Source organism: Streptomyces sp. CNB091 (genome assembly GCF_000377965.1).
This window is the reverse complement of record NZ_KB898990.1, coordinates 293,283-318,096: the sequence shown is the minus strand read 5'-3', so window position 1 is coordinate 318,096 and position 24,814 is coordinate 293,283. Positions and strand designations below refer to the sequence as shown.

The window sequence follows — 24,814 nt, the reverse complement described above, 5'->3', positions numbered from 1 at the left end:
GCCCGACATGGGCGAGGTCGTGGGCAGCCACGATCTGCTGCTGGTCACCCTGGACACTCTGCGCCACGACGTCGCCGTCGAGCTGGCGGCCGCCGGGCGGCTCCCCAACCTCGCCCGGCATCTGCCCGGCGGCGTCTGGGAGGAGCGGCATGCTCCGGGCAGCTTCACCTACGCCTCGCACCAGGCGATGTTCGCCGGGTTCCTGCCGACGCCCGCCTCCCCGGGACCGCATCCCCGGTTGTTCGCGGCGCGGTTCGCGGGCAGTGAGACGACGGCGGACGGCACGTTCGTGTTCGACACGCCCGATCTGGTGTCGGGGCTGGCCGCCGAGGGCTACCGCACGGTGTGCGTCGGCGGGGTCGGCTTCTTCAACCGCCGGGGACCGCTCGGCTCGGTGCTGCCCGGGATGTTCCAGGAGAGTCACTGGGAACCCGGCTTCGGCGTCGCCTCGCCCACCTCGTTCGAGGAGCAGGTGGCCAGGGCGGAGCAGGTCGTCGCGGCGCTCCCCCGGGAGCAGCGGCTGTTCCTCTTCGTCAACGTGTCCGCCCTGCATCAGCCGAACTGGTTCCATCTGCCCGGGGCGACCCGTGAGGCGGGTGACTCCCGGGCCACGCACGCGGCGGCCCTGGAGTACGTGGACCGGCACATCGGCCGGCTCTTCGCCGCGGCGAGCAGCCGTCGCCGGTGCTTCGCCATCGTCTGTTCGGACCACGGCACGGCCTACGGCGACGACGGCTACACCGGTCACCGGCTCGGCCACCCGGCCGTCTGGACCGTCCCGTACGCCCACTTCTTCCTCGAACCACCCGCACCGCTCGCCCCGGGGGCCGCCCGATGACCACCACCGTCGCCGCCGAAGCGGCCACCGCCGTCCGGCCGTACGAGAGTTACGTCTACGCCTATCCGCACAAGACGGCCTACCGGCCGCTGAAAGACCGCCCGTCACTGCGGTCACTGTGGGCGGCGGAGCCCAAGGACGCGCTCTCCCTCTACCTCCACATACCGTTCTGCGAGGTCCGCTGCGGTTTCTGCAACCTCTTCACCCGGATCGGCGCGCCCGAGGAGCTGACGACGCGCTATCTGGACGCGTTGGAGCGGCAGGCCGTCGCCGTGCGGGACGCGCTGGGCGACGAGGAGCCGGTGCGGTTCGCCGCGGCGGCGTTCGGGGGCGGCACGCCGACGTTCCTGACCGCGGGTGAGCTGGAGCGGCTCTGCGACATGGCGGAGAAGCGGATGGGCGCCGACCTGCGCTCGGTGCCGCTGTCGGTGGAGACCTCCCCGTCCACGGCGACGGCGGACCGGCTGGCGGTGCTGGCCGACCGGGGCACGACGCGGATCAGCATCGGTGTGCAGAGTTTCGTGGACGAGGAGGCGCGGGCTGCCGTCCGCCCGCAGCGCCGCGCCGATGTGGAGGCGGCGCTCGGCCGGATCCGCGAGGCCCGGATCCCGGTGCTGAACATCGACCTGATCTACGGCATCGACGGGCAGACCGAGCGCAGCTGGCTCGTCTCGCTGGACGCGGCGCTGGCCTGGCGCCCGGAGGAGCTGTATCTGTATCCGTTGTACGTCCGCCCGCTCACCGGTCTGCACCGCCTGGGCGCGGCCACCGGCGCCGAGGCGGAGGCCCTGGAGCAGGCCGCCTGGGACGAGCAGCGGCTGCGGCTGTACGCGGTGGGGCGGGACCACCTGCTGGCGCACGGCTACGAGCAGGTGTCGATGCGGATGTTCCGGCGGTCCGACGGACCGCGGGAGCAGGAGGGTCCCGAGGACTACGCCTGCCAGACCGACGGCATGATCGGCCTCGGCTGCGGTGCCCGTTCGTACACGGCGGCCCTGCACTACTCCTTCGACTACGCGGTGGACATGCGGGAGATCCGGTCGATCATCGACCGGTTCACCTTCGCCGAGGACTTCTCCCGGGCCGAGGTCGGCCGGTACGTCGACGCGGACGAGGCGCGACGGCGGCATCTGCTGCAGTCGCTTCTCCAGGCGGCGGGGCTGCCGGTGGCGGAGTACCGGGCGCGGTTCGGCACGGATCCGGGCGCGGATTTCCCGGCCGAGCTGGCGGGGTTCGCGGCCCGTGGCTGGCTGGACGCGTCGGCGCCGGACGGTCTGCTGAGGCTGTCCCCGTCGGGCCTCGCCCACTCCGACGCGCTGGGTCCCGCGCTGTTCTCCCCCGGGGTGCGGGCCGCGATGGCCGCGTACGAGCGGAAGTGACGGGGCCATGGACCTGACGATCCTCTACCGGGGCCCGCTCGCCTCCTGCGACTACGACTGTCCGTACTGCCCGTTCGCCAAGCGGCGGGACAGCCGCGCGCAGCTCACGGCGGACCGGGAGTCGCTGGAGCGGTTCACCGGCTGGGCCGCGGAGCGGACCGGCGACCGGCTGTCCGTGCTGTTCACCCCGTGGGGCGAGGGCCTGGTGCGCTCCTGGTACCGCCGGGCGCTGACCGATCTTTCACGGCTGCCGCACGTCGGGCGGGTGGCGATCCAGACGAACCTGAGCGGCCGCACCGACTGGCTGGCCGACGCCGATCCGGAGCGGATCGCGCTCTGGTGCACGTACCACCCGGGGCAGACACCGTACGAGCGGTTCCTGGGCAAGTGCCGGGAGCTGTCCGCGAAGGGGATCCGCTACAGCGTGGGCGTGGTGGGGTTCGACGAGCACCTCGACGAGGCGAGGCGGCTGCGGGCGGCGCTGCCGGAGGAGGTCTATCTCTGGGTGAACGCCGCCGAGGGGCACACCTACACCGACGAGGAGGCGGCGCGGTGGACGGAGCTGGATCCGCTGTTCCCCTTCAGCCGTGATCCGCACCGTTCGGCGGGGCTGCCCTGCCGGACGGGCGAGTCGGTGATCTCGGTGGACGGCGACGGCACGGTGCGGCGCTGTCACTTCGTCAAGGCGGAGCTGGGCAATCTCTACGACGGCAGCTACCGCCGGGCGCTCGGCCCGCGGGTCTGTCCGCTCGCCGTGTGCGACTGCCACATCGGCTATGTGCATCTGGAGTCGCTGCCGCTGTACGACGTGTTCGCGGGCGGTGTCCTGGAGCGGATACCGGCAGGGCACCCCCCGGGCGGGGGCACGCCGCCGGACGGGCTCGTGGTGCCGGGCCCGTCCCGGCGTGCGCTTCCCCTGCTGGGGCCCTGACCGGCTCGACGGCTACAGCGGCAGGAGGTCCGGGCGCTTCGCCTCGACGTGGTCGCCGGAGGACTCTCCGCGCAGTCGGCGGCCGATCCAGGGCACGAGGTATTCGCGGGCCCACTGGATGTTGTCGCGCCGTGCGTCGAAGGGGCGGCGCTGGGCCTGCGGCGGCCAGGGCTGGTCGGGGTCGGCGGGCACGTCGTGGCCGAGGACCTGGGCGGCGCGCAGCGCCACGCGGGTGTGGCCCTCGGGCGACAGGTGCAGCCGGTCGTTGTCCCACGCGCGCCGGTCCTGCACGGAACGCAGCGACCACAGGTCCAGCACGGGGCAGTGGTAGCGGTCGGCGATGGCCCGCAGATGGACGTTGTACGTGGCGATCTTGCCGCGCATGTGGCGCAGCACCGGAACGCCCCGGGTGTCGAAGCCGGTGGTGACCATGACCGTGCCGACGGCGTTGCTCAGGTCGGCGACCGCCCGCTCGAAGCGCTCGGCGAGGTCGTCGGGGTCGGTGCCGGGCCGGATGATGTCGTTGCCGCCCGCGCAGAAGCTGACCAGGTCGGGGGCCAGTTCCTTGGCGCGCGGGATCTGCTCCTCGACGATCTGGTCGAGGAGACGTCCTCGTACGGCGAGATTGGCGTAGCGGAAGTCCCCGTGCGGGGAGTCCAGGGGGCCGGTCGCCCCCTCGGGGGCCGGGAGCCGGTCGGCGAGGAGCACCGCGAAGCGGTCCGCCCAGCCGAGATACGTCCCGTCGGGGCCGGGATCGCCGACGCCCTCGGTGAAACTGTCGCCAATCGCCGCGTACGACCCGATGGTGTGCTGCTGGTTGTTTCTCGAATCGTCTGCCACAAGCACTTATCCTGCATCGTGCGATGTGACCTACGCGACCGTAATACGGGGTTGACGGGTGGTGAGATAGACCACCCGGTCAGTTTTTGGTAAGCCGGAATAAGTGGAGGGGCGGTGCGCCGCCGCGCACCGCCCCTCGATCACTTCTCGCCGCGTCCGGTCGGACGGAGCCGTCGGACGAAGACGTCAGACAGAGACGCCGTGCTGACGCAGGTACGCGATCGGGTCGATGTCCGAGCCGTAGCTCGGGCCGGTGCGGACCTCGAAGTGCAGGTGCGGGCCGGTGGAGTTGCCGGTGGAGCCGGAGAGGCCGATCTGCTGGCCGCCGGTGACGGTCTGGCCGACGGAGACGTTGAGCGAGGACTGGTGGGCGTACTGGGAGTACATGCCGTCCTCGTGCTGGATGACGACCTCGTTGCCGTAGGAGCCGCTGTTGCCGGCCGAGACCACGGTGCCCGGGCCGATGGCGAGTACGGGGGTGCCGGAGGCGGCCTGGAAGTCCGAGCCGGTGTGGTAGCCGCTGGACCAGCTGGCGCCGGAAGCCCGGTACTGGGTGGTGACGTTGGCGCTGGCCAGCGGGGCGGACCAGCCGGAGCCGGTGGCCTCGGAGGAGCCGGTCCGCGAGGAGCTGCCGGAGCCCTCGGAGTCGTCGGCGGAGACGGTGTCCGCCTTCGGGGCCTCCTTCGGCGCGGCCTTCTTCGGGGCGGCCTCGGGAGCCGCGGACTTCTCGGCCGGGGCGGAGCCCTGGGCGCCGAGGGTCAGCTTCATGCCCGGGTGGATCAGGCCGGGGTTCTCGCCGACGGTGGAGCGGTTGTCCTGGTACAGCTTCTCCCACCCGCCCTTGAGCTGGTGCTCGGCCGCGATCTTCGCCAGGTAGTCGCCGGAGACGACGGCGTACGTCTTCGGGGTGGCCTTCGACGCGGCGGGGGCGGCGGCCGGGGCGCTGTGCGCGGCGGCGACCGAGGCGGCGGCGGACTTCGCGGCCGGAGCGGCCTGGTCCGCCGCGTTCGCGACGGTGGCCCCGATGAGCGGGAGGACGAGTGCGGCGCCTCCGGTCCCTGCGACGAGGACGCCGCGGGAGATCGGGCCGGACTTCGGACGACGGTGCTTACCCTTTGCGGGCATGGGAAGTTCCTCTCCGGCGCCTGCGAGGTGAGCTGTCGGGTTCGGGCTGGAGATGCCCGGTCGCGTTGCGGCGACTTCACCCCGAGCCGGTCCGGATCGCTCCGGATCGGCGGCTTACCTGGTTCCCCCGCTCCTGCCACGCGTGAGTGGGTGGGTGCGAATTCCGGGCGGCGGCAGGATTAGGCGGTCCGTCCGGATTGCGGCGACCGTAAACGAGTCAGGACGAGCTGAACAAGCCATCGGTTGCTCGCCGGAATCATCGGTTCACTATCGCCCCGGAATTCCCGTCACACTCCGTGGATTACGGATCTTGGATTTCCGTGCGGGCAACGGGAATGCCTTGGGGCGCGCCCACCACGGACCGTCACGGATATGATCCCGCTCACCTCCGAAATCCCATCTCCCCCATTAGCGGGGCATGTTCTGCGAAATGCACCAATACGGACATTGGGTCAACCTCCCCCCTGACGCCGGGTCAGCCTGGACGTCTCGGCACCCCGCACCGGAGCTCTCGACCGTGATGATTTTCCGTCGAATCGATGTCGTATCGTCACGGGAGCGCCCTCGCCGGCGAGCCGCGCCGACGCCAGAGATCCCAGGAGCCACCGTGACGCAGCAGGTGCCGCAGGTCCCGCCGACAGAGACCGCGCTGACCGGAGTCCGCAACTTCCGCGACGTGGGCGGGCTCCCCACCGCGGACGGCCGGCGCACCGCCTTCGGGCGGCTCTACCGGAGCGGCCACCTGGCGCACGCCACGGCCGAGGACGCGGCCTTCCTCGGCGGGCTCGGGCTGCACACGATCTTCGACTTCCGCCACTCCGCCGACCACCGGCTCGACGGCTACGACATCGAGCTGGCCGGTGTCCGCAATGTCAGCATTCCGCTCTCGGACCCGGCCGACGGCGCCGAGTTCTGGCGGCTGGTGGGCGACGGAAACATCGAGCAGCTGCGCTCGGCCCTCGCGAACGGCCAGGGCGTCGACCGCATGATCCGGATGTACCGCGCGACGATTCTGGACCGCACCGCCGAGCACAGCCGGGTGCTGCACTCCCTGGCCGAGGACAGCGTCCCCGCCCTGATGCACTGCGCGGCGGGCAAGGACAGGGCCGGTCTCTCGATCGCGGTCACCCTGCTGGCGGTCGGCGTCGAGCCGGAGGCGGTCGAGGAGGACTACCTCAAGTCCAACGACCTCCACCGCCGCTACGCCGTGAAGCGCTCCGACGCGTCCGGCACCGGCATGTCGCCCGAGGTGCTGGAGCTGCTGGACCCGCTGTTCGGGGCGCGGCCCGCCTACCTCGCGGCGGCCTTCACGGCCATCGAGGAGAACTGGGGAACGACGGACCGCTACCTGTCGGAGGGGCTGAAGGTCTCCCCCGAGACCCGGGAGCGGCTGCGCGAGCGCCTGCTCGACCAGGGCTGACCCGGACGGGAGGCGATCCGTCCGGGGGTGGTCGGTCGTCCGCCCGGCGTCACTTGCTCCCGGCCACCACGAAGAGCAGGTAGAGGAAGCCCGCGATGACGTGGCCCGCCACCAGGTAGGCGAAGAGGCGGATGATGACACCGCGCGGCATCCGCTTCTCCTGCGGGTCCTCGTTCGGGCGGCGGCCGGGGCCCAGCGGGTCGTAGTGCTCGGAATCGGACATGACGGTCCTCTCTGTCGGCCTCGCGGCCGGTGGAGCGAAGGAGGGAGCCGGCCGGGACGGCCGGTTCAGCGCGCGTGGAGGGCGTTGCCGAGGCACAGCTCGGCGGCGGGGCTCTGGAGCAGGGAGTGGACGAAGAGCAGCTCCGCGCCGCAGCGGTCGACGGCCGCGATCCGGTGCGGGGTGAGCGAGTCGAAGTGGGCGCTGTCGCCGGGTTCGAGGTCGTGGACGGTGTCGCCGAGCCCGATCCGCAGCCGCCCCTCCAGGACGTACAGCCACTCCTCGCCGGGATGGACCCGGACCAGGTCGCCCTGGGCCCCGTGCGGAACGCGCACCCGCAGCGCCTGCATCGCGCGACCGGATCCGCCTGCCTGCCGGTACATCCAGCCGTCGGCCTCCGCCCCCTCGAAGCCGCCGCCGCGGACGATCGCGTCCCGTTCGGGAGGCTGCTCGCCGAGCAGCTCGGAGACCGTCGTACCGTAGATACGGGCCAGGCCCAGCAGCATCGGCAGCGAGGGCTGCCTGCGGCCGGTCTCCAGGCGGGAGAGATGGGCCGGGGAGAGCCCGGCCCGGCCGGCGGCGGTCTCCAGGGTGAGGCCGCGGTCGCGGCGCAGGTCGCGCAGTCGGGGTGCGACGCCGGGGAGCTCGTCCGGCGCCCCTTCGTCCGGAGGGTTCATGGCTCCATTGGGCCAGGATCTTTCCTCTGAGGCAAATAACTTGCCTCAGAGGCAATTCTCATCGTCCCATCGCGGAAGCCGGTCAGCGATGGGCCACGGCCTGCTTGACCAGCGTCCGGCCGAAGTCCCACATCAGTCCGCCCCCGCTGTGCGCGTCGTCCATCACGGACGTGAAGGCCGCCACGAAACGGTCCACCTCGGCGTCCCCGATGACCAGCGGCGGGATCAGCTTGATCACTTCGAGGTGGTCGCCGGAGACCTGGGTGAGGATCCGGTGCCTCTGGAGCAGCGGCACCACGACCATCTGCGCGAAGAGGCCCTTGCGGGCCGCCTGGAGCATGGTCCAGCGGCTGCGGAGCCTGAGCGAGGACGGCCTGCCGAACTCGATGCCGATCATCAGCCCGCGCCCGCGGACCTCGTGCAGCAGCTCGTAGCGGTCCACCAGGGCGGCCAGCCGCTCGCGCAGCAGGTCGCCGGTGCGCCGGGCGTTGGCGACGGTCTCCTCGTCCTCCATCACCGTCAGGACGGCGAGCCCGGCCGCCATCGCCTGGGCGTTGGAGCCGAAGCTCGCGGAGTGGACGAGGACCCGGTCCATCGAGGAGTAGACCTTGCGGAAGATCCAGTCCTTGCCGAGGGTCGCGCCGACGGGCACATAACCGCCGGAGAGCGCCTTGGCGACGCACACCAGATCGGGCTCCACCCCCTCCTCGTGCTGGTAGGCGTAGAAGTCCCCGGTCCGGCCGAGGCCCGTCTGTACCTCGTCGACGATCAGGAGCGCCTTGTGCCGGTGCAGCAGTTCCTGCGCCCCGCGCAGATAGCCCGGCGGCGCGGCGTGCACGCCCTTCCCCTGGATCGGCTCCACGACCAGGGCCGCGACGTCACCCCGCCTCAGCTCCCGCCGCAGCGCTTCCAGGTCGCCCAGCGGGACGGCCGTGTCCGGCAGCAGGGGGGCGAAGCCGTCGCGGAAGCCGCTCTCCCCGTTGACCGAGAGGGAGCCGGTGGTGAGCCCGTGGAAGGCGTGGTCGCAGTAGAGGACCCTGGGCCTCCCGGTGGCGTAGCGGGCGAATTTCAGCGCCGTCTCGACCGCCTCCGTGCCGCTGTTCCCGAAGAAGACGCGGTCCAGGTGCGGGCTGTGGGCGAGGAGCTTCTCGGCGAGCAGTCCGGGCAGCGGCTGGCAGTCGAAGCGGGTGAGGTCGGCGAGCTGGGCGTCCAGGACGTCGTGCAGGGCCTGGCGGACGACGGGGTGGTGACGGCCGAGGCCCATGACGCCGAACCCGGCGAGCATATCGAGGTAGTCGTTTCCCTCCGCGTCCCAGAAGTACGCGCCCTCGGCCCGCTCGTAGACCTTGTCGAAGCCGATGGTGTGCAGCATGCGCGGCAGTTGGTGGTTGAGGTGGCGTGCGTGCAGGTCGTACCGTTCGGCCCCGCGCTCGGCGAGGAGCCGAGCCAGGTCGAAGCCCTGGGATCCGCCGTCCGTCATCGCCCGCTCTTCCCTTCGGGTGTGCTGCGCCATGAGGGCCGGCCGCCCCGGGAGAACCGTGGCGGCCGGCCGTACCTCGTCGGACACCGCCTCAGCGGTTGCTGCTGATGGTCTCCCTCGCCGCGCGCAGGGATTCCTTCAGGGACCCCATCGTGGCGAGCACCGCCGTGGGCTCGTAGCCGCAGTGCGCCATGCAGTTGGCGCAGCGAGGGTCCTTTCCCCGGCCGTACTTCTCCCAGTCGGTCTCCTCGATGAGCTGACGGTACGTCGGTACGTAGCCGTCGTTCATCAGGTAGCAGGGGCGCTGCCAGCCGAAGAGCGAGTAGTTGGGGATCGCCCACGCGGTGCACGGGAAGTCCGCCTTGCCCTCCAGGAAGTCCAGGAAGAGCGGTGAGTGGTTGAGCCGCCAGCGGGCCCGGTTGCCGCCCGCGAAGGCCTTCTTGAACAGCTCGCGGGTCTGCTCGACGCCGAGGAAGTGCTCCTGGTCGGGGGCCTTCTCGTAGGCGTAGGCGGGAGAGATCATCATCTCGTCGACGTGCAGGTCGTCGTTGAGGTAGTTGAGGACCTCGATGATGGTCTGCGGGGTGTCGGTGTTGAAGAAGGTGGAGTTGGTGGTGACCCGGAAGCCGCGCCGCTTGGCCTCCTTCATCGCGGCGACGGCCTCGTCGAAGACGCCTTCCTTGGCGACCGACTCGTCGTGCCGCTCGCGCAGTCCGTCGATGTGCACGGCGAAGGCGAAGTACGGGGACGGGGTGAACTTGTCGAGCTTCTTCCGCATCAGCATCGCGTTGGTGCAGAGGAAGACGTATTTCTTCCTGGCGACGAGCTGGCGCACGATCTCGTCGATCTGGGGGTGCATCAACGGTTCGCCACCGGCGATGGACACCATGGGAGCGCCGGATTCGAGCACCGCGCCCACCGCCTGGGCGACCGGCATGCGCTGCTTCAGGACACCGGCCGGGTGCTGGATCTTCCCGCACCCCTCGCAGGCGAGGTTGCAGGCGAACAACGGCTCCAGCTCGACGATCAGGGGGAACTTCTCACGCTTGCGGAGCTTCTGTTCGAGGAGATACGTCGCGACCTTGATGGACTGACGGAGCGGCATGGCCATCTGGCTCACCTCCTGGGGAGCGTTAAGGATCGGTGCCATTCGTAGAAAGCCGGAAGGACGGCACGAAGAACGCGGAACGCCGATATTCCACCGCGTACGGTGCCGATACGGACGAGCTCATGCTCTGGAGCGTCCACGACCACCCGGACGGCCGCAACCGGGCGCGGCCCGTGACACAGGGCGGTACGCAGCGTCGCGGCGGACTCCATGTCCACCGCGATGGCCCCGCCGGCTCGCAGCGCGGCCCGTTCGGAGCCCCGTACGACGTGGTCGGAGCCGGTCAGCGGGCCGGTGTGGACGGTACCGCCCGGAACGGCCCTGGCCAGCGCGGCGACCAGGACGCCGGTGCCCGTGCAGGGTGTGGTGCCGTCCGCGTCCCGGGTCTCCTCGGCGACGACCAGGTCCCCCGGGTGCATCCCCGGGGCGAGGCCGGCGCAGAAGCCGGAGGCGATGACGGCGGCGTCGGGGACCCCGCCGGGGCCCAGGAGACGCGCCACGGCCGCCTCCGCCGCCCGGGGGCCCATGCCGGTGCGCAGGACCCGGACCGGGCCCGGGGCACCCCTGCCGCTGCGCAGGGCCACCTGCTCGATGCCCAGCGCGCAGGCGACCAGCAGGGGCGTCGCGGGACTCCCCGGCCGTCTCGGATCGCCCATCAGGCCCCCTCGGCCGCGGTCGCGCGGTCGGCGAACGGGTCGCCGTACACATAGCGCCCAAGAGCGGTGAGAGGGAAGACCTGGCGGTAGAGGTGGTAGTTGATGGAGAAGTCCCAGGGGAAGCCGGTCCCGGTGAAATACGGCTCGTCCCAGGAGCCGTCGGCCTGCTGCGCCTCGGTCAGCCAGGTGACGCCGCGGGCGACCGGGCGGGTGTCACGACGGCCGGCGGCGAGGAGCGCGAGGAGCGCCCAGGCGGTCTGGGAGGCGGTGGACTCACCGTGCCCGATCCACTTCTCCTCCTGGTAGGAGCGCAGGTCCTCGCCCCAGCCGCCGTCGTCGTTCTGGACGGACTCGAGCCAGGCGACGGCCCGGCGGACCGCGGGATGCCCGGCGGGCAGTCCGGCGGCGATCAGGGCGGGCACCACGGACCCGGTGCCGTATACGTAGTTGACCCCCCAGCGGCCGAACCATGCTCCGCACGCCTCCTGTTCGGCGAGCAGCCACGCGATGCCCGCGCGGGTACGGGGGTGGTTCACGAGCCCTTCGACGGCGAGCATCTCCACGACATGGCCGGTGACGTCGGCCGACGGCGGGTCGATGACCTCGCCGAAGTCGCAGAAGGGCAGGCGGTTGGGGAAGGGGCTGGTGTTGTCGGCGTCGAACGCGCCCCAGGCGCCGTTGCGGGACTGCATCCCGAGGCTCCAGCGGACGCCGCGGTCGATGGCCGCCTGCATGCGGGCGGGGTCGGGGTGGCGCACCCGGCGCAGCGCCAGGACGACTTCCGCGGTGTCGTCGATGTCCGGGTAGTTGTCGTTGTGGAACTCGAACGCCCAGCCTCCTGGGGCGAGTCCGGGCTTCCGCACCGACCAGTCGCCGGGTCTGGTGATCTCCTCGGCCAGCATCCAGTCGGCGGCCTTCACCAAGGCGGGGTGGTCGGGTCTCAGTCCGGCGTCGGCCAGTGCGATGGTGGCGAGGCAGGTGTCCCAGACGGGCGACTGGCATGCCTCGACCATGCGGGCGCCGTCCTCGCGCCGGACGGCGAACCGGTCGAGCGAGGCCAGGCCCGCCTTCATCACCGGGTGGTCGAGGTCGTAGCCCAGCAGGTGCAGGGCGATGACGGAGTAGACGGCGGGCGGCTGGATCCCGCCCCAGCAACCGTCGTTCTCCTGGCGCTCGATGATCCAGCGGGCGGCCAGGTTCATCGCGATGCGGCGCAGTGGGCGCGGGGCGACCTTGTGGTAGAGGTGCAGCCCTTTGTCGAGGCGCTGGAAGATTCCGTCCCAACTGGCGGGCGGGGCAAGCTTCCTGGGCGGGTTGGGGTGGGCCGGGTCGGTGTGCAGCTCGTCCAGGGCGAAGGGCGCCGGACGCACCGGGCGTTTGGCGGAGACGATGGTGAGCGGCACGATGGTCTGCCGGGCCCAGCAGCCGAAGTCGTAGATGTTCAGCGGGACCCACTTGGGGAAGAACATCAGCTCGGGCGGCAGCTCGGGGAGGTCGTCCCACTTCCACCAGCCGAACAGCGCCAGCCAGATGCGGGTGAAGACGCGGGCGGCCGCGATGCCGCCCTGTTCTCTGATCCAGCCGGAGGCGCGGGCCATGTGCGGTTCGTCGGGGCGGTCCCCGGCCAGCCGCAGCGCGACGTACGCCTCGATCGTGGCGGAGAGGTCGCCCGGTCCGCCGTAGAAGGTGTTCCAGGTGCCGTCGCCGAGCTGTTCGCCACGGATGAAGAGGGCGGCCGCCCGGGTGGTCTCGGGGTCCTGGATGGAGAGGAACTGACGCAGGAGCAGGTCCTCGGCGTCCATCGTGACGTTGGTGGCGAGGTCGCCCTTCCACCAGCCCTGCTCGTCCTGTCTCCCGAGGAGGTGCTCCACCGAGCGTTCCGCGGCCCGGCGCGCGGCGACGGTCACGTCGTCCGCGGCGGTTGTGGTGTCGGTCGGATCGTGGGCCGTGGCCTCGGGGTTCGCGGTCCCGGTCGATCCGTCGGTCGTCGCTGTCATGAGCTTCCCCTTACGTGCAGTCGGTTCTCTGCTGTGCTGGGGTCACCGTCGGCCGGCGCCCGGCGAGGGGCGCCGGCCGGCGACTGCGAGTCATATGCGAAGCGTTGTCATCTCTTTCGTACCACCACGAAGTCGGCAAGCTCGGTGAGCTGTTCCCTCACCCGGTGGGGCATGTCGACGGCGTGCAGGGCCTCGATGGCGTTTCCGTGCTGACGACGGGCTTCCTGGGCGGTCCACTCGCGGCCGCCCGCCTCCTCGATGAGTGCCGCGCGGGCGGCGAACTCCTCTTCGGAGAAGCTGTCGAAGTCGTTGCTCTTGGCGTCGGCGGCGAGCAGTTCGCCCAGCCGGTCGGAGGCCTCGCCGCCCGCGGCGAGCGCCGCGACGACGGGCAGGGACTTCTTGCGCTGGCGCAGGTCGCTCCAGGTCTGCTTGCCGGTGGCCTCCGGGTCGCCCCAGATGCCGAGGAGGTCGTCGACGGCCTGGAAGGCGAGGCCGAGGTGGTAGCCGTAGGACTCCAGGGTGTCGGCGGTGCGGTCGTCGGCGCCGCCGAGCACCGCGCCGATGGAGACGGCGCAGGCCAGCAGGGCGCCGGTCTTGTTGCCCTCCATCTCCAGGCATTCCTCGACGGTGACCCGCTCGCGGTGCTCGTAGGAGATGTCCTGGGCCTGCCCGTCGATGAGCTTGCGGGTGGCGGTGGTCAGCCGGCGGGCCGCGCGGCCCGCCTCGACGGTGCCGAGCTCCAGCAGCAGGTCGTAGGCGAGCGCGAAGAGCGCGTCGCCGACGAGGATCGCCTGGGCGGGGCCGTGCACCTTCCACACGGTGTCACGGTGGCGGCGCTGCTCGTCGCCGTCCATCAGGTCGTCGTGCAGCAGCGAGAAGTTGTGCACGAGTTCGACGGCCACCGCGCCGGGGATGCCGGCCTCGGCGGGGGCCCCCGCCGCCTCGGCGGACAGCAGGGCGAGCGCGGGGCGCACGGCCTTGCCCCCGTCGCCGTCCGAGGGCCGCCCCTCCGCGTCGATCCAGCCGAAGTGGTAGGCGGCGACGGTGTCCATGGGCGGCGCGAGCCGGCCCACGGCAGCCCGCAGGACCGGCGCTGACAGGGCTCGTCCGCGCTCCAGAAGCGCGGTGACGTCCGCGGTGTCCGCCACGGTGTCGAAAGCCGGATTCGCCGGGGTCACAGACTCTCCTCTTGTTCCGGTGGTACTGCTCATGCCGCCTCCTGCAGCGGATGTCCTGGGGGGCGGCCGAGGTCGTGGAGCGCCGCGTCGGCGGCGCCGGCGCCGCTGCGCACGGCACCCTCCATCGTCGCGGGCCAGCCGGTGTCGGTCCAGGCCCCCGCCAGCTGAAGTCCGGACAGCCGGGTGCGGGGGCCGGGGCGCAGCCACCCGACGCCCGGGGCGGGCGCGAAGGTGGCGGTGCGCTCCCGGGTGACGAAGAAGTCGCGGATGCCCGCGCCGCGGGCGGCGGGGAGCAGCCGTTCCAGCTCGGGCAGGTAGCGGGAGCGCAGTTCGGCGACGGGCAGGTCGATCTCGTCCTGGGCGGCCGACTGCGAGACCGCCAGATACTGCCCGGGGCCCGTCAGCCCCGAGGAGTGGGTGCGGTCGAAGACCCACTGGACCGGGGAACCGATCGCGGCGAAGAACGGCCTGCGCAGCACCTTGCGGTCGTAGATCACGTGCACGTTCAGGATGGGCGCGTAATCGATGTCGAGCAGCAGGTCCGGTTCGTCCAGCGCGCCCGTGGGCAGCAGGTCGTGGGTCTCGGTCTGCGGCACGGCCAGGACGACCGTGTCGGCGGTGATCCGCTCCCCCGCCGTCTCGACGATCCAGCGGCCGTCCTCGGTGCGGGTGAGGGAGCCGGCCTTGGCGCGCAGTTCGGTGCGGACGCCCGCGGTGTCCAGTGCCTTGCGGGCGAGGGTGTCGTGCAGCTCGCCGAGCGGCACGGTGGCCCAGCCGATGTCGGCGGCTCCGGGCTCGGAGAGCAGGCCGGTCTTGAAGACCTTCGCCGCGAGGGCCATGGAGGCGTTCGGGGCGGTGGCGTTCAGGGTGGCGACGCCGACGAGGTCCCAGAGGGCCTCGATCGTGCGCTCCGACTGGCCGTGCCGCCGCAGCCAGGTCGCGAAGTCGACGCGGTCGAGCTCGGGGTCGGCGGGGTCCAGGCGGCCGAGCGCGAGGGCGGCGCGACCCACGCCCGCCTTCTCGGCGAGCGAGAGGTGGGGATAGGCGGCGAGTCCGCCGGCGAGGTGCAGCGGTACGGGCAGACCGGTGCGCCGCAGCCGTCCCAGGCGCGGTCCCGCGGCCCGGCCGACGTCCAGCACGGGCACGTCGAGGCGGTCCTGGACCGGTGCCAGGTGGGCGGCGTCGATCCGGTCGAGGAACCAGCGGTAGCCGGTGCAGCAGCGCAGATAGACGTGCTGGCCGTTGTCGACGGTGAGGTCGCCGCGCTGGAAGGAGAAGGCGAGGCCGCCGAGGCGGGGCCGCCCTTCCAGGAGGGTCACGTCGAGTCCGGCGTCGGCGAGGCGGAGCGCCGCCGTGACGCCGGCGAGTCCGCCGCCGACGACGACGGCGACGGGGCGTGGGCTCTCGTCGTTCATGCGTGCCCCTCTCGTCGGGTCGGTGCGCTCTGCCGGGTCCTCATCCTGGAGATCGTCGCAGTCGGTGACGCGCCGGGCCACTGGAAGGTTGCCCGGGAGCCGGGGCCACGGAGACGCATCAGTCCCGCCCCCTGGCGGTGAGCTTCGAGATGTGGCGGGCGTCCAGTCCGGACAGGCCGCGCACCGCGACGTAGGCCTTCTCGTGGCCGGGCAGCGAGACCCGTCCGCGGAGCACGGCCTCGGGGTCGCGCTCGATCCGGTCGAGGAGGCGGCGGTAGATCCCGGCCATCGCCGCGACGCAGGCGCCGCTGCGGCGGTCGAGCATCGGCAGCAGCCGGTACCCCTCGGCGAACAGGGCTCGGGCGCGCCGGACCTCGAAGTGGATGAGGCCCGCGAAGTCGGAGCCGGGGGGCGGGGTGGTCCGGTGGAACCCTGCCGAGCAGCCGAATTTGGCCAGGTCGTCGGCGGGCAGGTAGCTGCGCCCGTTGCCGGCGTCCTCGCGGACGTCGCGCAGGATGTTGGTGAGCTGGAGGGCGAGGCCGAGCGTGTCGGCGTACTCCGCGGCGCGCTCGGCCCCGCGGGCGCCGGGCGCGGTGCCGAAGACGCCGAGGCTGAGGCGTCCGATGGCTCCGGCGACGCACCGGCAGTAGGCCTTCAGGTCGTCCCAGCTCTCGTAGGTCGCGCCCCGGACGTCCATCAGGACGCCGTCGATCAGCTCGTCGAGCCCGCCGAGCGGCAGCGGGAACCGCTGGGCGGCGTCGGCGAGCGCGACGGCCACCGGGTCGGTGTCGTCCTCGTCGACCGCGTCCTTGCGGATCCGCTCCAGCAGTTCGCGGGTGCTCTCCAGCCGGGTCCGCTTGGTCTCCGGGTCCAGCTCCCCGTCGCCGATGTCGTCGACACGACGGGAGAAGGCGTACAGCGCCGACATGGCCTGCCGCTTCTCGTACGGCAGCAGCCTGATGCCGTAGGCGAAGTTACGGGCCTGCTGTCCGGTGACGGCCTCGCAGTAACTGTATGCGGCCTGCACCGGCGGCGACATGTACGTCGTCTGTCCCTCCACGGTCCGGCTCACCTCTCTCCACGCGCTCTTCGCAAGACGAATCCCACTTCGCGCAGCAGGCTGGGCTTGGTGGGCTTGGGCGGTCCGGGCAGTACGTCGAACCCGGCGGCCGAGATCGCCGTGAGCGCGCTGCGCCCGCCCGCGACGAATCCGGCGAGGAGCAGCTTGAGCCGTCCGTCGACGCTGCCCACCAGCGGGGGGCCTTCGTTCAGCAGCTCGCTCGCACGCTGGGCCTCGTACGCGATCAGGGCCCGCACCGAGGCTCCGGCGGAGGGTGCGGCCAGGTCGGACTCGGTGACCCGGAAGCGTTCCATGTCCTCGGCGGGCAGATAGATCCGGTCACGTTCCAGGTCCTCGGCCACGTCCTGCAGATGTTCGACGATCTGGAGCGCGGTGCAGACCGCGTCGGAGCGGCGGACGCGTTCCGGGCTCGTGGTGCCGGTGAGGGCGAGGACCAGGCGGCCGACCGGGTTGGCCGAGAGTTCGCAGTAGGCGGCGAGGTCGGCGTAGGTGCCGTAGCGGCGGATCCTCTGGTCCTGGCGGTTGGCCTCGATCAGGCCGAGGAAGGGCTCGGGGGTGAGCGCCCGGCGCCGCACGGTGGGGCGAAGGTCGCGCAGCAGCGGGTGGTGCGGTTCCTCACCGGTGGTGGCGAAGACGCGGTGGAGGTCGGTCTCGAAGGCGTCGAGCATGGCGAGGCGGTCGTCGCTCTGCTCCGGCTCCAGACCGAGCCGGCGGGCGTCGACGCCGCCGGGGGCGAGGTCGCCGTCGCCGATGTCGTCGACGAGCCGGGCGAAGCCGTAGACCGCCATCAGGTCGTCGCGCCAGGCGCGGGGCAGGAAGAAGGGCGCCACGGGGAAGTTCTCGTCCGCGGCCTTGCCGAGGGTGGCGTCATCGATGCGCGTCTCGGGGGTCGAGGTCACCGCGGGCCGCCCGGCGGGGGGACGGCGAGACCACGCCGGAGCTGGAGATCTTCCGTCATTGCCGTCACATCTCCCGTTCTACACTGCTGATCCAAAACAACCCTTTTCGGACACGCCGCTCGGTCTTCCGAGTGCACTGCGGCAGAGCGGCCGGTGCCGGGGCGTATCGCCCTACTTGCCATGAATCAGCACCGCTATAGCTTACGTTGTACAGCTCACAGGGGGTCGGCGGGGTGGAGGGCCCCCCGCGGCTTCTCGGCCGTTCCCGTCAACCTTCCCCGCGCGTGGCCGAATTGACGTCATCCGCCGGGAGGAGATCACCGCCGGGCCTGTACTACGGACGGTCGGCACGGTGCCGGGCACCACGCGGCCCCCGCCGGACCGGTCCGGCGGGGGCCGCGGCGAACATTCTGGCTACTTGCCCGTTTCGCGCTCGTACGCCTTGAGGACTTCCTCGGTGGGACCGTCCATCAGGAGTTCGCCCTTCTCCAGCCACAGCGCGCGGTCGCAGGTGTCCCTGATCGACTTGTTGTTGTGGCTGACCAGGAAGACGGTGCCCGCTTCCTTGCGCAGCTCGCGGATCCGCTCCTCGGAGCGGACGCGGAACTTGCGGTCTCCGGTGGCCAGTGCCTCGTCGATCATGAGGACGTCGTGGTTCTTGGCCGCGGCGATCGAGAAGCGCAGCCGCGCCGCCATGCCGGAGGAGTACGTCCGCATCGGCAGGGTGATGAAGTCGCCCTTCTCGTTGATGCCGGAGAACTCCACGATGTCCTGGTAGCGCTGTCGGATCTCGTCCTGGCTCATGCCCATCGCCAGTCCGCCGAGCACGACGTTGCGCTCACCGGTCAGATCGCTCATCAGCGCGGCGTTCACCCCGAGCAGCGAGGGCTGGCCGTCCGTGTACACCTGGCCGGATTCGGTCGGCAGCAGGCCGGCGATGGCGCGCAACAGCGTCGACTTGCCGGAGCCGTTGGTGCCGATGAGACCGATGGCCTCGCCGCGGTAGGCGGTGAAGGAGACACCGCGCACCGCGTGCACCTTCCGGACGCCGCGCGGCTCGCCCTTGCCCCGCCGCATCATGCGGCTCAGCGCGGCGGTGGCGCTGCCCCGGCCGCCGCCCGTGCCGTTGACCCGGTACACGATGTGCACGTCGTCGGCGATCACCGTGGGGATGCGCCCCTGTGCGTTGTCCTCAGCCACGGCCGTACCGTTCCTCTGCCTTCCAGAAGTACACGAATCCCACGACGCCCAGCAGCACGGCCCAGCCGACGCCGACGGCCCAGACGTGGTCCGGCAGGTTCTCGGAGCCGTACCCGTCGATCAGGGCGAAGCGGACCAGGTCCATGTAGATCGCCGCCGGGTTGTACTGCAGGACGTCCGCGATCCAGGCCGGCTTGTCCTTGAGCATCACGGGGATGGAGAACATGACGCCCGAGGCGTACATCCAGGTCCGCATGACGAACGGCATCAACTGCGCGAGGTCGGGGGTCTTGGAGCCGAGCCGCGCCATGACGAGGGCCAGGCCCGTGTTGAAGAAGAACTGGAGAATCAGGGCGGGGATCACCAGCAGCCACGACAGCGAGGGGTAGCTGCCGAAGATGACGGCGACCGCGACCAGCACGATCATCGAGAACAGCAGCTGCTGGAGCTGCTGGAGCGAGAAGGAGATGGGCAGCGAGGCCCGGGGGAAGTGGAGGGCCCGGACCAGTCCGAGGTTGCCGGAGATCGCGCGGACGCCCGCCATCACCGAGCTCTGGGTGAAGGTGAAGACGAAGACACCGGTGACCAGGAACGGCACGAAGACGTCGTGGGAGATCCCCTCCCTGGTTCCCAGGATCAGCCCGAAGATCAGGTAATAGACCGCGGCGTTCAGCAGAGGCGTGACCACTTGCCACAGCTGGCCCAGTTTGGCCTGGCTGTACTGCGCGGTCAGCTTCGCCCGGGAGAAGGCCAGGATGAAGTGGCGTCGTCCCCAGAGCTGTCGCAGGTATGCGAACAGCCCCGGCCTGGCGCCGCTCACGGTCAGGCCGTACTTGGCGGCCAGCTGGGCCGCGTCGAGGCCCTCGTCGGCGGACGGCGGGGTCCCGAGGGCTACCCCACCGTCGTGGGTCGTGTCACTCACAAGTTGAAACTCTCGTCTTCACGCGCAGCCAGTCGCGGGCGCGGCTCAGGCGGACAGGTTCCGGAAAGAAAATACGCCTCATGCTCTCAGAGGAAAGCCTCTCAGATGACCGGAGGTCGGCCCAGCCTCGTCAGCCGCCACACCGTACGCCACTTCATCGGGCGCCGGGGCCCGCAGGGGGTCGACCAGCCTTCCCGGAATCCGCCGAACCAGGCCTTCAGCGCGGGCGCCGAAGGACGTCTGACCAGGGTCAGCAGCAGCCAGACCCCCAGGTAGAGGGGGACCAGGGGGGCGGGCAGGTTCCGGCGGGCGAGCCAGACCCGGTTGCGGGCGACCATGCGGTGGTAGACCGCGTGCCGGGAGGGGGCGGTGGTGGGGTGGTTCAGCACCATGTCCGCGCGGTAGTCGATCATCCACCCCGCGTCCAGCGCCCGCCAGGCCAGGTCCGTCTCCTCGTGGGCGTAGAAGAAGTCCTCCGGCAGTGGACCGACCTCGGCGATGACCCGGGTGCGTACGGCGTTGGCGCCGCCCAGGAACGTGGTCACGCGCGAGGAGCGCATCGGGTCGGCGGCCCGCAGCCGGGGCACGTGCCGCCGCTGGGTGGCGCCCGTGTCCGGGTCGGTGATCCGGAAGGTGATGATCCCGAGCTTCGGGTCCGCCGCGAAGGCCTGTCGGCACAGCTCGGCGGTGTCCCGGTTCGGGAGCAGCCCGTCGTCGTCCAGGAAGAGCAGCGCGTCCACGTCCGCCCCGCAGGGGCCGAACGCCTCGATGCCGACGTTGCGGCCGCCGGGGATGCCCAGGTTCTCGGGCAGTTCCACCGTGCGCACCCCGGCGGGCACCTCGGGGACCGGGGCTCCGTTGCCGACCACCACGACCTCGATCCGGTCACCGTGCTGGGCGGTGACCGAGTCGAGGAGGGCGCGGAGCTCCTGCGGGCGGTTGCCCATGGTGATGACCACCGCGCCCAGTTTCATGGGAAAGGTCACTTCAGCCTGCTGGACGCCAGGACGGACACCAGGTGCAGCAGGGTCTGCAGCAGCGCGATGCCGGCCATCACCGCGACGGTCAGGCGGGTGTAGAAGAGGTCGCCCCCGATCGCGTCGACCACGGCCACCAGGAGGATCACCAGCGAGGCCTCGATGCCGAGGATCAGCCGGTGGAACTTGAGCGCCCCGGCCGCCCGGCGGGCCAGCGCCATGCCGGAGGAGCGCGGCTCGGACGCCGCCTCCTTGACCGGTGGCAGCCCGCCCTGGTGGCGGGCCACGCCGACCAGGTCCGTCTCGGCCTTGATGAGGATCGCGCCGAGCGCGGCGAGGGTTCCGAGGAAGGCCCAGAGCCAGTCGATCCGGCCCTCGCCCCAGATGTCGGCGGCGCGCAGGCCGAGGCCGACGAGCACCGCCGCGTCGCAGAGATAGGCGGCGACCCGGTCCAGATAGACCCCGCTGAGCGAGTACTGCTTCTTCCAGCGGGCCAGCTCGCCGTCCACGCAGTCGAACAGCAGGTAGAGCTGGACCATCACCACGCCGAGCACCGCGCCCCAGATGCCGGGCACCAGCAGCGCCGGGGCGGCCAGCGCCCCGGCCAGCGTCATCACGTACGTGACCTGGTTCGGCGAGACGCGGGTGTTGACCAGGTAGCGGTCCACGCGCAGCGAGACCTCGCGCATGTACATGCGCCCGGCCCAGTGCTCGCCGCTGCGCCGGTCCTTCACCCCCGGGGGGTGAACGACCGGACGGAGTTCAGCTACTGATGGTCGTCGCATAGTCGGCGTACGCGTCCCTGATCTGGTCGGTGGACAGGTTGAGGTGCTCCAGGACGGTGAAGCGTCCCGGACGCGTCTGCGGCGCGTAGTCGACGGCCTTCACGAACTCGTCGACGCTGAACCCGATCTCCTCCGGCAGGACCGGCAGACCGTGGCGGCGCAGTATCGATGCCATCAGGAGCGACTCCTGGCGGGCACCGCGCAGATGCATGGCGAAGCAGGCGCCGAGGCCGACCTGCTCGCCGTGGCTGGCCGCGCGCTGGGGGTAGAGCAGGTCGAAGGCGTGGTTGATCTCGTGGCAGGCGCCGGAGGCCGGGCGGGAGTCGCCCGCGACCGACATCGAGATGCCGGTCAGCACGAGCCCCTCGGCCAGCACCTTCAGGAAGGCGTCGTCGCCGACCCCGCCGGGGTGGCGCAGCACGGCCTCGCCCGCCTGGCGGGCCATCGCGGCCGCCAGGCCGTCGATCTCCTCGCCGTTGACCTCGTGGGCCAGCTCCCAGTCGGCGACGCAGGAGATGTTCGAGATCGCGTCGCCGATGCCGGAGCGGACGTAGCGGGCGGGCGCCTCACGGATCACGTCGAGGTCGATGACCACGGCGATCGGGGTGGGGACCCCGTAGGAGCCACGCCCGTTGTCGTTGTCGAGCGTCGCGACCGGTGAGCACAGGCCGTCGTGCGAGAGGTTCGTCGCGACGGCGACCATGGGCAGCCCGACCCGCGCCGCGGCGTACTTCGCCACGTCGATGATCTTGCCGCCGCCGAGGCCGACGACGGCGTCGTACCGGTTGCCCTTGATGCCGTCGGCGAGCTTCACCGCCGAGTCGATCGTGCCGTCGGACACCGGATACCAGTCGGCTCCCGGCAGGACCGGGGCGAGCCTCTGCCGCAGGGCGCGCCCGGAGCCGTCGCTGATCGCGATGGCGAGCTTGCCCGAGGAGGAGATGCGCTGATCGGCCAGGAGACCCGCCAGATCGTCCATGGCGCCGCGCCGGATGTCGACGACGACCGGGGACGGAATGAGCCGGGTCAGTACTGGCACGCGATCTCACGGCCCTTCTTGAGGTCGTCGTGGTTGTCGATCTCGACCCAGGTCACGGTGCCGATGGGGGCCACGTCGACGGTGAAGCCGCGGTTGACCAGCTCCTGGTAGCCGTCCTCGTAGTAGAGGTCGGGGTCGCGCTCGAAGGTGGTCTTCAGCGCGTCCGCCAGCTCCTCGGCGGCCTCGGCCTCGATGAGGGTGACGCCGATGTACTCGCCGGTCGCGGTGGCCGGGTCCATCAGCTTCGTGATGCGCTGGACGCCCTTGCCCTCCGCCGTGATGACCTTCATCTCCTCGTCGGCGAGGACCTTCTCGGTGTCCAGGGCGAGGATGATCTTCTGGCCCTTGCCGCGGGCGTCCAGGAGGGTCTTCTCGACGGAGACCGGGTGCACGGTGTCGCCGTTGGCGAGGATCACACCGCGCTTGATGACGTCACGGGCGCACCAGAGGGAGTAGGCGTTGTTCCACTCCTCGGCCTTGTCGTTGTCGATGAGCGTGAGGGTGACGCCGTACGTCGCCTCCAGCTCGGCCTTGCGGGCGTAGACGGCTTCCTTGCGGTAGCCGACGACGATCGCGACCTCGGTGAGCCCGACCGCCGCGAAGTTGGCCAGCGTGAGGTCGAGGACCGTCTTGTCGCCGTCGACAGGGACGAGCGCCTTGGGAAGCGTGTCCGTGTAGGGGCGCAGACGTCGTCCTGCACCGGCTGCCAGTACGAGGCCGATCATGCGAGTTCTCCTTCGTCGTGTACGGCGGGGGCCGAGGAGGACACCCAGAAGCGGATGGACTCCACGAGCACCACCAGAGCCACGGCGACCGCGAGCGCGGTCAGGGCCGTGGTGAAACCTGAGGTGTGGGTGAGTACGGCGGCGAGTACGGCCACCAGCGCGGTGCGGCCCTCGTGTCCACCGATCGTCCGCACCAGCCACTGGGGCGGCGCGCCGGTGCCTCCGCGAATGCGGTACACCGTGTCGTAGTGATGGTAGGCGACGGCCGAGACGAGCCCGAAGGCCGCCGGAACGGCGTGCGGGACGTCGCTGCGGGCCGCCAGCACCAGGATCGTGACGTACTCCGCGGCCCGGAAGAACGGCGGCGCGAGCCAGTCCAGCGCGCCCTTGAGCGGGCGGGCGACGGCGAGGCCGGAGAGGACCACGTACACCGCAGCCGCGGCGACGGTGAGCCGGCTGCCGTACGGGAGGAGGAGGGCGCCGCCGATCATGATCAGCGTGCCGAGCAGGGCGACGGCCGGAGCCGTGAACGCGCCCGGGAGCCCCGGCGCGACCCTCGCGACGCCCTGGGCGAGGGGCCCCGAGTCGGCGAGGTCCGCCAGCGCCCGCGCGGCGCGGTCGGTGCGGCCGGCCCTGCGGGTCAGCGAGCGCAGCAGGCGGCCCGCCGTGGTGTAGCAGGCGGCCAGGGAGCAGCCGACGAGCAGGGCGTAGAAGACGATGCGCGGGGTGGTGAGCGCGGTGAGCACGGCGATCATGGCCCAGCGCTCGCCGATCGGCAGCACGATCATCCGCCGTACCCAGACCGTCCAGCCGACGTTGTCGAGCTTGTCGGAGAGGGCTGCGGTGGGGCTCGTGTTGGCGACCGCGTCGTGGTTGGCCTCGTTGAACGAGAAGTCCACGACGTGGCGGCAGGCCTGGAGGACCATCGCGCCGAGCGCCAGGGCCCACACGTCGTCGCCGCCGCGCACGGCGCCGATGGCGAGCCCGGCGTAGTACGCGTACTCCTTGGCCCGGTCGAAGGTGGCGTCCAGCCAGGCGCCCATCGTGGAGTACCGCAGCGAGTAGCGGGCGAGCTGCCCGTCCGTGCAGTCCAGCACGAAGGAGACCAGGAGCAGGATCCCGGCGGCGACGTAGCCGCCCCGGGTGCCGGTGGCCGCCGCGCCCGCCGCGATGAGCGCGGTGATCAGGGAGGCGGTGGTGACCTGGTTCGGGGTGAGGTCGCGGCGGGCGCACCAGCGCGCGATGTAGCGGGAGTAGGGGCTGATGCAGTACGTGGTGAAGAACCCGTCGTGGGCCTTGACCGCGTTGCGCAGCCGCACCGCCTCGTCGTCGACCGAGGCGAGGCCCGCCTCGGCGGCGGCCCGCTGCTCCGGGTCCGTGGGGACGGCCGCGACGAGCGAGCCGAGGGCGGGGCGCTGTACGGCGGTGCCCTCGGCCTCCAGCGCGACGGCGATCCGGCCGGGGACGGTGCGGTCCTCGGGCGCGGGGTCGGCCTCCGGCGCGACGACCGGGGCGCCCGCGCCGACGGCGGCGGTGGTGCGGTCCAGGGCGCGCAGTAGGGCTCCGCGCGCCTCGGGCTGGGCGGTGAGCGCGCCGGGGACGGTGGCGGCGGGGAAGCGCGGGTCGGTCAGCCCGAGCCGCAGCGCGTGGACGTGGCCCACGAAACGCGGGTCGACGAGGGCGACCCGGCGGCCCGCCGGGACGGCGGCGAGGAGGGCCGCGGCGTCAGCGGCGTCGGCGGCGGTCTGCACGTCGAAGCCCAGGGACCGCAGATCGTCCGCGAGCGACGACCCGGGTACCGGCGTACCGGTGAGAATGGCGGTCGACAGACGAACTCACTCCTTGGCACTGACGTGGACGACACACGGCGGCACGGCCACGAGGGGGCCGGCGGCGTGTCGGCTGAGGCTATCGGATGAACG

General features: G+C 71.5%; 23 protein-coding genes and 1 riboswitch. Of the genes, 4 read left to right on the top strand and 19 right to left on the bottom strand.

The window, feature by feature from the left end; all coding sequences use genetic code 11:
* Positions 1 to 7: 7 nt before the first annotated feature.
* From D581_RS0101340 to D581_RS0101330, 3 genes are read left to right on the top strand one after another with little or no spacing between them, the layout of a single operon-like run.
* Entirely contained in the window at positions 8 to 838 is an 831-nt protein-coding gene (locus tag D581_RS0101340; protein WP_026290070.1) for an STM4013/SEN3800 family hydrolase, read from the top strand.
* A complete protein-coding gene (locus tag D581_RS0101335) occupies positions 835 to 2,217 on the top strand; it encodes an STM4012 family radical SAM protein (RefSeq protein WP_018955422.1) in 1,383 nt (460 codons plus the stop codon). Before D581_RS0101340 ends, D581_RS0101335 begins: the two co-directional genes overlap by 4 nt.
* Before the next feature lie 7 nt (positions 2,218 to 2,224).
* Entirely contained in the window at positions 2,225 to 3,148 is a 924-nt protein-coding gene (locus tag D581_RS0101330; RefSeq protein ID WP_018955421.1) for an STM4011 family radical SAM protein, read from the top strand.
* Positions 3,149 to 3,160: 12 nt separating this feature from the next.
* Here the strand turns inward: D581_RS0101330 and D581_RS0101325 are convergent, their stop codons facing one another.
* Together D581_RS0101325 and D581_RS0101320 are read right to left on the bottom strand one after the other, a co-directional pair.
* Positions 3,161 to 3,988 (bottom strand): SGNH/GDSL hydrolase family protein, encoded by an 828-nt coding sequence (locus D581_RS0101325; RefSeq protein ID WP_018955420.1) that lies wholly within the window; start codon positions 3,986 to 3,988, stop codon positions 3,161 to 3,163.
* 186 nt (positions 3,989 to 4,174) lie between these two features.
* A complete protein-coding gene (locus D581_RS0101320) occupies positions 4,175 to 5,113 on the bottom strand; it encodes a M23 family metallopeptidase (RefSeq protein WP_018955419.1) in 939 nt (312 codons plus the stop codon).
* A gap of 2 nt (positions 5,114 to 5,115) precedes the next feature.
* Positions 5,116 to 5,276: riboswitch (cyclic di-AMP (ydaO/yuaA leader) on the bottom strand.
* 444 nt (positions 5,277 to 5,720) lie between these two features.
* Between D581_RS0101320 and D581_RS0101315 the strand changes: the two genes are divergently transcribed.
* The gene (locus tag D581_RS0101315) at positions 5,721 to 6,533 is read left to right on the top strand and encodes a tyrosine-protein phosphatase (RefSeq protein WP_018955418.1); all 813 of its coding nucleotides are present in this window, start codon (positions 5,721 to 5,723) and stop codon (positions 6,531 to 6,533) included.
* A 49-nt stretch (positions 6,534 to 6,582) separates the two neighbouring features.
* Here the strand turns inward: D581_RS0101315 and D581_RS1000000141520 are convergent, their stop codons facing one another.
* From D581_RS1000000141520 to D581_RS0101230, 17 genes are all read right to left on the bottom strand, one after another.
* Positions 6,583 to 6,756 (bottom strand): DUF6126 family protein, encoded by a 174-nt coding sequence (locus tag D581_RS1000000141520; protein WP_018955417.1) that lies wholly within the window; start codon positions 6,754 to 6,756, stop codon positions 6,583 to 6,585.
* A gap of 65 nt (positions 6,757 to 6,821) precedes the next feature.
* Entirely contained in the window at positions 6,822 to 7,430 is a 609-nt protein-coding gene (locus tag D581_RS0101305; protein WP_018955416.1) for a helix-turn-helix domain-containing protein, read from the bottom strand.
* Positions 7,431 to 7,512: 82 nt separating this feature from the next.
* Positions 7,513 to 8,910 carry an aspartate aminotransferase family protein gene (locus tag D581_RS0101300; protein WP_026290069.1) on the bottom strand — a complete coding sequence of 466 codons (1,398 nt, stop codon included), beginning with the start codon at positions 8,908 to 8,910 and terminating at the stop codon, positions 7,513 to 7,515.
* A gap of 91 nt (positions 8,911 to 9,001) precedes the next feature.
* The gene (hpnH, locus tag D581_RS0101295; protein ID WP_018955414.1) at positions 9,002 to 10,021 is read right to left on the bottom strand and encodes an adenosyl-hopene transferase HpnH; all 1,020 of its coding nucleotides are present in this window, start codon (positions 10,019 to 10,021) and stop codon (positions 9,002 to 9,004) included.
* Positions 10,022 to 10,026: 5 nt separating this feature from the next.
* Positions 10,027 to 10,674: a phosphorylase family protein gene (locus D581_RS0101290; RefSeq protein ID WP_018955413.1), complete on the bottom strand. Its 648-nt coding sequence runs from the start codon at positions 10,672 to 10,674 to the stop codon at positions 10,027 to 10,029.
* Complete coding sequence (gene shc / locus D581_RS0101285) at positions 10,674 to 12,671, bottom strand: squalene--hopene cyclase (RefSeq protein WP_018955412.1); 1,998 nt, start codon at positions 12,669 to 12,671, stop codon at positions 10,674 to 10,676. Before shc ends, D581_RS0101290 begins: the two co-directional genes overlap by 1 nt.
* Positions 12,672 to 12,778: 107 nt before the next feature.
* On the bottom strand, positions 12,779 to 13,882 hold the full coding sequence (locus D581_RS0101280; RefSeq protein ID WP_051114522.1) for a polyprenyl synthetase family protein: 1,104 nt from the start codon (positions 13,880 to 13,882) through the stop codon (positions 12,779 to 12,781).
* Complete coding sequence (hpnE, locus tag D581_RS0101275; protein ID WP_018955410.1) at positions 13,879 to 15,264, bottom strand: hydroxysqualene dehydroxylase HpnE; 1,386 nt, start codon at positions 15,262 to 15,264, stop codon at positions 13,879 to 13,881. Before hpnE ends, D581_RS0101280 begins: the two co-directional genes overlap by 4 nt.
* A 118-nt stretch (positions 15,265 to 15,382) precedes the next feature.
* Complete coding sequence (hpnD, locus tag D581_RS0101270; protein ID WP_199787767.1) at positions 15,383 to 16,303, bottom strand: presqualene diphosphate synthase HpnD; 921 nt, start codon at positions 16,301 to 16,303, stop codon at positions 15,383 to 15,385.
* 29 nt (positions 16,304 to 16,332) lie between these two features.
* Positions 16,333 to 17,244, bottom strand: coding sequence for a squalene synthase HpnC (gene hpnC / locus D581_RS0101265; RefSeq protein ID WP_018955408.1), 912 nt, complete (start codon positions 17,242 to 17,244; stop codon positions 16,333 to 16,335).
* Between the two features lie 414 nt (positions 17,245 to 17,658).
* A complete protein-coding gene (locus tag D581_RS0101260; protein WP_003964853.1) occupies positions 17,659 to 18,444 on the bottom strand; it encodes an ABC transporter ATP-binding protein in 786 nt (261 codons plus the stop codon).
* Positions 18,437 to 19,366 (bottom strand): ABC transporter permease, encoded by a 930-nt coding sequence (locus D581_RS0101255; RefSeq protein WP_018955407.1) that lies wholly within the window; start codon positions 19,364 to 19,366, stop codon positions 18,437 to 18,439. The genes D581_RS0101260 and D581_RS0101255 overlap by 8 nt, the downstream gene beginning before the upstream one ends.
* Positions 19,367 to 19,467: 101 nt before the next feature.
* Positions 19,468 to 20,340 (bottom strand): glycosyltransferase family 2 protein, encoded by an 873-nt coding sequence (locus tag D581_RS0101250; protein WP_018955406.1) that lies wholly within the window; start codon positions 20,338 to 20,340, stop codon positions 19,468 to 19,470.
* Between the two features lie 8 nt (positions 20,341 to 20,348).
* Entirely contained in the window at positions 20,349 to 21,128 is a 780-nt protein-coding gene (locus D581_RS0101245) for a CDP-alcohol phosphatidyltransferase family protein (RefSeq protein ID WP_026290068.1), read from the bottom strand.
* Positions 21,106 to 22,167 (bottom strand): iron-containing alcohol dehydrogenase family protein, encoded by a 1,062-nt coding sequence (locus D581_RS0101240; protein WP_018955404.1) that lies wholly within the window; start codon positions 22,165 to 22,167, stop codon positions 21,106 to 21,108. The genes D581_RS0101245 and D581_RS0101240 overlap by 23 nt, the downstream gene beginning before the upstream one ends.
* Positions 22,155 to 22,892 carry a phosphocholine cytidylyltransferase family protein gene (locus tag D581_RS0101235; RefSeq protein WP_018955403.1) on the bottom strand — a complete coding sequence of 246 codons (738 nt, stop codon included), beginning with the start codon at positions 22,890 to 22,892 and terminating at the stop codon, positions 22,155 to 22,157. Before D581_RS0101235 ends, D581_RS0101240 begins: the two co-directional genes overlap by 13 nt.
* A complete protein-coding gene (locus D581_RS0101230; protein WP_018955402.1) occupies positions 22,889 to 24,643 on the bottom strand; it encodes a DUF5941 domain-containing protein in 1,755 nt (584 codons plus the stop codon). The genes D581_RS0101235 and D581_RS0101230 overlap by 4 nt, the downstream gene beginning before the upstream one ends.
* Positions 24,644 to 24,814 lie beyond the last annotated feature (171 nt).